Source organism: Albimonas sp., from assembly GCF_055129145.1.
Genome location: NZ_JBSRTQ010000201.1, coordinates 1 through 6,322 on the forward strand (window position 1 = coordinate 1; position 6,322 = coordinate 6,322).

The following is a 6,322-nucleotide window of genomic DNA, read 5'->3' on the forward strand; positions in this document are numbered from 1 at the left end:
GAATGCCTCGAAACGCGAATGCCTCGAAACGCGAATGCCTCGAAACGCGAATGCCTCGAAACGCGAATGCCTCGAAACGCGAATGCCTCGAAACGCGAAACGCCCCGCGGCCGGATCCGGCGCGGGGCGTTTCTTTCGTGTCGAGCCCCGGACGGCGCAGGCCGCCCGGGTCCAGGCGCGAGATCAGCGCTTGGAGAACTGGAAGGACCGGCGGGCCTTGCGGCGACCGTACTTCTTGCGCTCCACCACGCGGGCGTCGCGGGTCAGGAAGCCGGCGGCCTTCAGGGCCGGGCGCAGGCTCGGGTCATAAAGCGTCAGCGCCTTGGACACGCCGTGCTTCACCGCGCCGGCCTGACCGGACAGACCGCCGCCCTTGACGGTGGCCATCACGTCGAACTGGCCGACCACGTCGCAGACGGAGAAGGCCTGGGCCAGAACCATCTGCAGCACGGGGCGGGCGAAGTACTCGGCCATCGGCTTGCCGTTGACCACGACCTTGCCGGTGCCGGGCTTCACCCAGACGCGGGCGACCGCGTCCTTGCGCTTGCCGGTGGCGTAGGAGCGGCCCAGCTTGTCGCGGACCGGCTCGCGGGGGACGGCGACGGCGGCCACGGCGTCGTCGCCGGTGGTCAGGGTCGAGAGCTCGTCGAGCGACTTCAGGTCGTCGGACATATCAGGCGCTCCGCGTGTTCTTGGAGTTCATGGCGGCGACGTCGATCACCTCGGGCTCCTGCGCCGTGTGCGGATGCTCGGCGCCGGCGTAGACGCGCATGTTGGACAGCTGCTTGCGGGTCAGCGGACCGCCCGGCATCATGCGCTGCACGGCCTTCTCGACCACACGCTCGGGGAACCGCCCGTCGAGGATCTGCGCGGCGGTGCGCTGCTTGATCCCGCCCGGATGGCCGGTATGCCAGTAGTACACCTTGTCCGAGCGCTTGCGCCCGGTCAGCTGCACCTTGCCGGCATTGATCACGATGACGTTGTCACCCATGTCCATATGCGGCGTGTAGGAGGGCTTGTGCTTGCCCCGGAGACGGGTCGCGATGACAACGGCCAGACGGCCCAGCACCACGCCCTCGGCGTCGATCACGACCCACTTCTTGTCGATATCGGACGGCTTGGCGGAAAAGGTCTTCATGGATCCCTTCGCTTTCGAAACGCCCGAGGCGTTTCCCCTGGCGCGAGTAACGGCTTCCTTCGCGCGGGGATGATCCTCGCCGAGGGATGGATGCGCGCCTTTTATGGATTCCACGGCGCATGTCAATCGCCTGACGCCGCGATAGAGCCGTAAACCCGCAAGGAATTCCATGCGTTTGGCAATGGGGTTTTCCAATACCCCAAATATGAGCCCCAGACTGCGTCGGTGCGGGTCAGGCTTCGGGGAAGCGACGCAGGCGCGGGTGGATCGGCGCCAGACAGGGAGCGTCGGCTTCCGGGCCCGGGAACGGGAACGGGGATGGCGACGACGACGACGATGCGCGGATATGTCGAGCGGGAGGACGGCGCGCCTCTGCGGCCCTCCTCCCGCGCCCGTCGGCGCGATTCTCCCCAGAGAAGCGCCAGGCCCGGGCCCCGCGTCTCGGGCGAGCGACGCGCGTCCGACCAGGTCAGGCCGGCCGACCGCGCATCGCATCGCCCGGGCGGGCCGTCGAAGCGGTTGGGACCAGCAACCCCTCCGACGCGTTAGAGGCTGGACGCAGCGTGGCGCGACGTTCAAACTGGTTTTCGCGAGGGACCTTTCGAATTCGCCAAAGACCTACCGAACTTCGCGAACGGATGTCGAGCATGAGACTGATGACGTTTGCGCTTCGTGAATGGCGCCTCAGGATGTCCTCGCCGCGATTATGGGCGGCCTGGGCGCTGACCTCCGGCCTGTTCGCGCTGGCCGCGCCCTTCGGGCATGACGACGGTCCGTTCACGATGCTGGACCGGCTGATCTACTGGCTGGTGACGCTGGGGATCGCCTGGGCGTTGATCACGCTGACGGGCGCGGTGGCCGACATCGCGATGGCGCCCCGGCGTGCCTCGCCGCTGGCGACGCTGGCGCTGACGGTGATCGTCAGCACGCCCTTCGTGGCCCTGATCGTCGACGGGCTGCGCACCATCGTGATGTTCAAGCCCTACGACCTTGAGACCTGGTTCGCCTCGCTGCCGATCTTCGGCGCGCTGACGCTGCTGCTGGCGGCGAAGTCGCGACTCCTCGCCGGATGGCCGCCGAGCCTGCGGGCGGCGAACCGGAACGCCCCGCCGCTCGCGGAACAGACCCCGAACCCGACCGCCGCCCGAGAGCGCGCGGCCGATCCGACGACGTCTTCCGCCGCCGCCCCGAAGGCGTCCGCCGGGCCCCGCCTGCTCCAGCGCCTGCCGATCGCCAAGCGCGGCCCGCTGCTGCGCCTGACCATGAACGACCACTACGTCTCGGTCGCCACCGACGCCGGGGAGGAGCTGGTGCTGATGCGTCTCGGCGACGCGATGGAGGAGGCCCGGCCCGAAGCGGGCCTGCGCGTCCACCGCTCGCATTGGGTGGCGCGCCGCGCGGTGCGCGAGCTGCGGCGCGACGGCGACCGCGCGGTGCTCACCCTGGCCAATGGCGAGGAGATCCCGGTCAGCCGCGCCCGGCTGCGCGACCTGCGCGCCGCCGGCTGGCTCGACGCTCCCGGCCCGGGCGCGGGGACGCGACCGACGGATCAGACCCCCGCCGGAGGCGCCGGCGGGATCGAGTAGGTCAGCGCCGCATGCGCCACCGGCCCCGCCACCCCCGGCGAGAAGATGGTCGCGTCGCCGACGCTCAGCACCCGGCCCAGCTTCAGGATCCGCGCCTCGCAGATCAGGTCCCGCGGCTCGGGCTTGCGCATGAAGTTGATCGCGCAGCTTGTGGTCACCGTCAGCGCCTGCCGCCCGATCATCGCCAGCGTCGCCGCGTAATAGGCGCAGTCGGCCAGCGTGAACATCGAGGGGCCCGAGATCGTGCCCCCCGGGCGCAGGTCCATCGGCCCGATCTTCATGCGCATCCGCACGAACATCGGGGCCACCTCCTCCACCACGAAGCGGCCGGCGGTCTCGGGGAACACCTCGTCGAGATAGGCGCCGAGCTCGGCCTCGTCGAAATGCACGGTCATCTGCGGGCTGGTCATGCGTCTCTCTCCCCCCTCTTGCTTTGGGGGCAGCATGCGGGCGGCGGCGGCCCGGTCAAGGGGCGCGCGCCGCTTGGGTCCCCGGCCCGCCGGCGCTAGACTGCGCCCGACAGACAGGAGAGCCCGCCATGCCCGACGCCGTTCCCGCCGCCCCCGAAGACCTGGTCCTGCGCGAGGATCTCGACGGCGTCGCCCGCCTGACGCTCAACGCGCCCGCACGGATCAACCCGCTGTCGGAGGCGATGCTCGCCCGCCTGCAGGGCGAGATCGACGCGCTTTCCGTCGACCCCACGATCCGCGTGGTGGTGCTGCGCGGCGCCGGCAAGGCGTTCTGCGCGGGCCACGACCTGAAGGAGATGCAGGCCGCCCGCCAGGCGCCCGACGGGGGGCGGGGCTATTACAACGCGCTCTTCGCGCAATGCGGGCGGATGATGACCTCGATCACCCGCCTGCCGCAGCCGGTGATTGCCGAGGTGCATGGCATCGCCACCGCCGCCGGCTGCCAGCTGGTGGCGACCTGCGACATGGCGATCGCGGCGGAATCGACGCGCTTCGGGGTCAACGGGGTGAATATCGGCCTGTTCTGCTCGACCCCGATGGTGGCGCTGACCCGCGCCGTGCCCGCCAAGCAGGCGTTCGAGATGCTGACGACGGGCGAGTTCGTGTCCGCCGCGCGCGCCGCCGAGATGGGGCTGATCAACCGGGCCGTTCCCGATGGCGAACAGGGCGCGGCCGCGATGGCGCTGGCGCGCAAGGTCGCCGGCAAACTGGGGGTGGCGGTGCGCACCGGCAAGCTCGCCTTCCACGCCCAGGCCGAGATGGGGCTGGAGGCGGCCTACGCCTATACGGGCCGGGTGATGGCCGAGAACATGGTGCATCGCGACACCGCGGAGGGCGTGCAGGCTTTTCTCGAAAAACGCGACCCCGACTGGCGCTGAGCCGGCCGCGTGGCGCAGGCCAGGTGATTCGGCCCGAAACGCATCAGGGGATCGGACAGGGTCCCCGGGGCGGGCGGCCCGGGCGAAACGGCCGCGGAACCGGCGGAGGGACCAGGTGCGGGCATGAAGGCTGGAGCCGCTTTCTATTCCGCGGCGCTGGCCGAAATCTTGCGGGCCTGGCCCCAGGCCGGGCCGAAGATGTCCTCCCCGGCGTCATGCGCCGCGCCGCGATGGCGGTCGGCCCGCAGGCTCGAGGCGTCGTCCCGTTCGCGCCGGGCGCGCAGATGCTCGACGAAGGCGAACAGGTCGCCCATGTCCGCCGATTTGCGGAACACGCCCACGATGTTGTCCGACATCCCGAACAGCTCCCCGTTGGGGAAGTCGGTCTGCGCGGTCACCACCACCACGTCCGCTTCGGGCGCGCGCATCGCCGCGCTCTGCGCCACCGTCACGCCGGAGCCATCCGGAAGGCCGAGATCGGCCACGATCAGGTCGAACCGCGTATGCAGCATCGCCTTGAAGGCGTCCTCGGCATTGAAGGCCACGTCGACGTTGAATTCGCGTGTCGCCAGCTCAAGCCGCCACAGTTCGGCGAGTTCTTCGCAATCGTCCACAACGAGGCATCGCATCACTCACCCCTTTCGACCCCGACGGCCGCGAGAGGCACTCTTGCAGCGCATGGTTGAGGAAAGGTTGCGCCAGCGCCTTCGAGCTACGCCGTCGTGGTGAACAAAACCTTATCCTTTTCAAGGAAAGGCCGTTCCCGAGGCGACGGCGTCCCAGGCCCCCGGGCCGACGCGGCGTCGTGGACAGACATCCGGCGGCACAGTAAGAATGCCTTATGACCATTGCCGAAACGCCCCCGCGCAAGCGCCTGCTGGACCGCTCCACACCGCCCGCGGTCATCACGCTGGTGCTGATGGCGGGGCTCGGCGCGCTCAGCATGAACATCTTCCTGCCCTCGATGCCCGGCATGGCCGCGTATTTCGAGGTCGAATACGCGGTCATGCAGCTCGCCATCTCCGGCTATCTCACGGTGATGGCGGCGATGCAGCTGCTGATCGGGCCGCTGTCGGACCGCTACGGCCGCCGCCCGGTGGTGCTGGGCGCCTTCGTGATCTTCACCCTCGCCACGCTCGGCTGCATCCTCGCGCCCAATATCGAGATCTTCATGGCCTGCCGCATGGCGCAGGCCGCGGTCTCGGCAGGCCTGGTGCTGAGCCGGGCGATGATCCGCGACATGGTGGGGCCGGAGAAATCGGCCTCCATGATCGGCTACGTCACCATGTGCATGGCGGTCGCCCCGATGATCGGCCCGATGATCGGCGGCGCGGTCGAACAGGTCTGGGGCTGGCAGGCCAATTTCGGGCTGCTGCTGGTGTTCGGGATCGGGGTCGCCGCGCTCTGCTGGGCCGATTCGGGGGAGACCAACCGCCACCGCTCCGCCTCCTTCACCGAGCAGTTCCGGGCCTACCCTGAGCTCTTCGCCTCCCGCCGCTTCTGGGGCTACGCGCTGGCCTGCGCCTTCGCCTCGGGCGCTTTCTTCACCTTCATGGGCGGGGCGCCCTATGTGGCGACCGAGATGCTGGGGCTCAGCCCGTCCGAGCTCGGCTTCTATTTCGGCTTCATCGCCGGCGGCTACATGACCGGGAATTTCCTGTCGGGGCGTTTTTCGCAGCGCGCCGGGCTGAACCGGATGATCCTGACCGGGACCCTGACCTCGACCGCGGCGATGACCGGCTGCCTCGCGCTGTTCGTCGTCGGCATCCAGCACCCGCTGGCGCTCTTCGGCCCGGTGTTCCTGATGGGCATGGGCAACGGCATGACCATGCCCAACGCCATGGCGGGCTCGCTGTCGGTGCGCCCGGGGCTGGCGGGCAGCGCGGCGGGGCTGGGCTCGACCCTGATGATGGGCGGCGGCGCGGCGCTGTCGGCGACGACGGGGGCGCTGCTGGGGCCCGAGAGCGGGCCGTGGCCGCTGATCGGGATGATGCTGCTGACCGGCGTGTGCTCCACCCTCTCCATCCTCTACGTCATGGCGGTGGAGCGGCGGCGCGTGCGCGAGGAGGTCGCCATGGCGCGCGAGCAGGAGGCCCGCGCCCGCCATGTCGGCGAGGCCCGAACGACTTCGATGCCCGGCATGCAGGATTTCCGCGGAAACTAACGCGGCCCCAGCCCCAAACGTGAAGACGCCGGGCGATCCCCTCGCCCGGCGTTTCCATGTCCGGCGCCCCGCCGCGGCGGACCGGG

At 69.8% G+C, this 6,322-nt stretch carries 7 protein-coding genes; 3 read left to right on the plus strand and 4 right to left on the minus strand.

The features are described from left to right. Positions 1-183 precede the first annotated feature (183 nt). Together rpsI and rplM are read right to left on the minus strand one after the other, a co-directional pair. Positions 184-672: a 30S ribosomal protein S9 gene (gene rpsI / locus ACTB72_RS19935; RefSeq protein ID WP_463038769.1), complete on the minus strand. Its 489-nt coding sequence runs from the start codon at positions 670-672 to the stop codon at positions 184-186. A gap of 1 nt (position 673) precedes the next feature. After that, complete coding sequence (gene rplM, locus ACTB72_RS19940) at positions 674-1,138, minus strand: 50S ribosomal protein L13 (protein WP_463038770.1); 465 nt, start codon at positions 1,136-1,138, stop codon at positions 674-676. A 647-nt stretch (positions 1,139-1,785) separates the two neighbouring features. Between rplM and ACTB72_RS19945 the strand changes: the two genes are divergently transcribed. Next, the gene (locus ACTB72_RS19945) at positions 1,786-2,724 is read left to right on the plus strand and encodes a LytTR family DNA-binding domain-containing protein (RefSeq protein WP_463038771.1); all 939 of its coding nucleotides are present in this window, start codon (positions 1,786-1,788) and stop codon (positions 2,722-2,724) included. Here the strand turns inward: ACTB72_RS19945 and ACTB72_RS19950 are convergent. Then, a complete protein-coding gene (locus tag ACTB72_RS19950; protein WP_463038775.1) occupies positions 2,688-3,119 on the minus strand; it encodes a PaaI family thioesterase in 432 nt (143 codons plus the stop codon). The genes ACTB72_RS19945 and ACTB72_RS19950 overlap by 37 nt on opposite strands. 143 nt (positions 3,120-3,262) lie before the next feature. On the opposite strand from ACTB72_RS19950, the gene ACTB72_RS19955 reads away from it, so the two are divergent. Beyond that, a complete protein-coding gene (locus ACTB72_RS19955) occupies positions 3,263-4,072 on the plus strand; it encodes an enoyl-CoA hydratase (protein WP_463038772.1) in 810 nt (269 codons plus the stop codon). Between the two features lie 143 nt (positions 4,073-4,215). On the opposite strand, the gene ACTB72_RS19960 is transcribed toward ACTB72_RS19955, so the two are convergent. Further along, a complete protein-coding gene (locus ACTB72_RS19960) occupies positions 4,216-4,701 on the minus strand; it encodes a response regulator (RefSeq protein ID WP_463038773.1) in 486 nt (161 codons plus the stop codon). Between the two features lie 212 nt (positions 4,702-4,913). On the opposite strand from ACTB72_RS19960, the gene ACTB72_RS19965 reads away from it, so the two are divergent. Further along, on the plus strand, positions 4,914-6,236 hold the full coding sequence (locus ACTB72_RS19965; RefSeq protein ID WP_463038774.1) for a multidrug effflux MFS transporter: 1,323 nt from the start codon (positions 4,914-4,916) through the stop codon (positions 6,234-6,236). Positions 6,237-6,322: the final 86 nt, after the last annotated feature.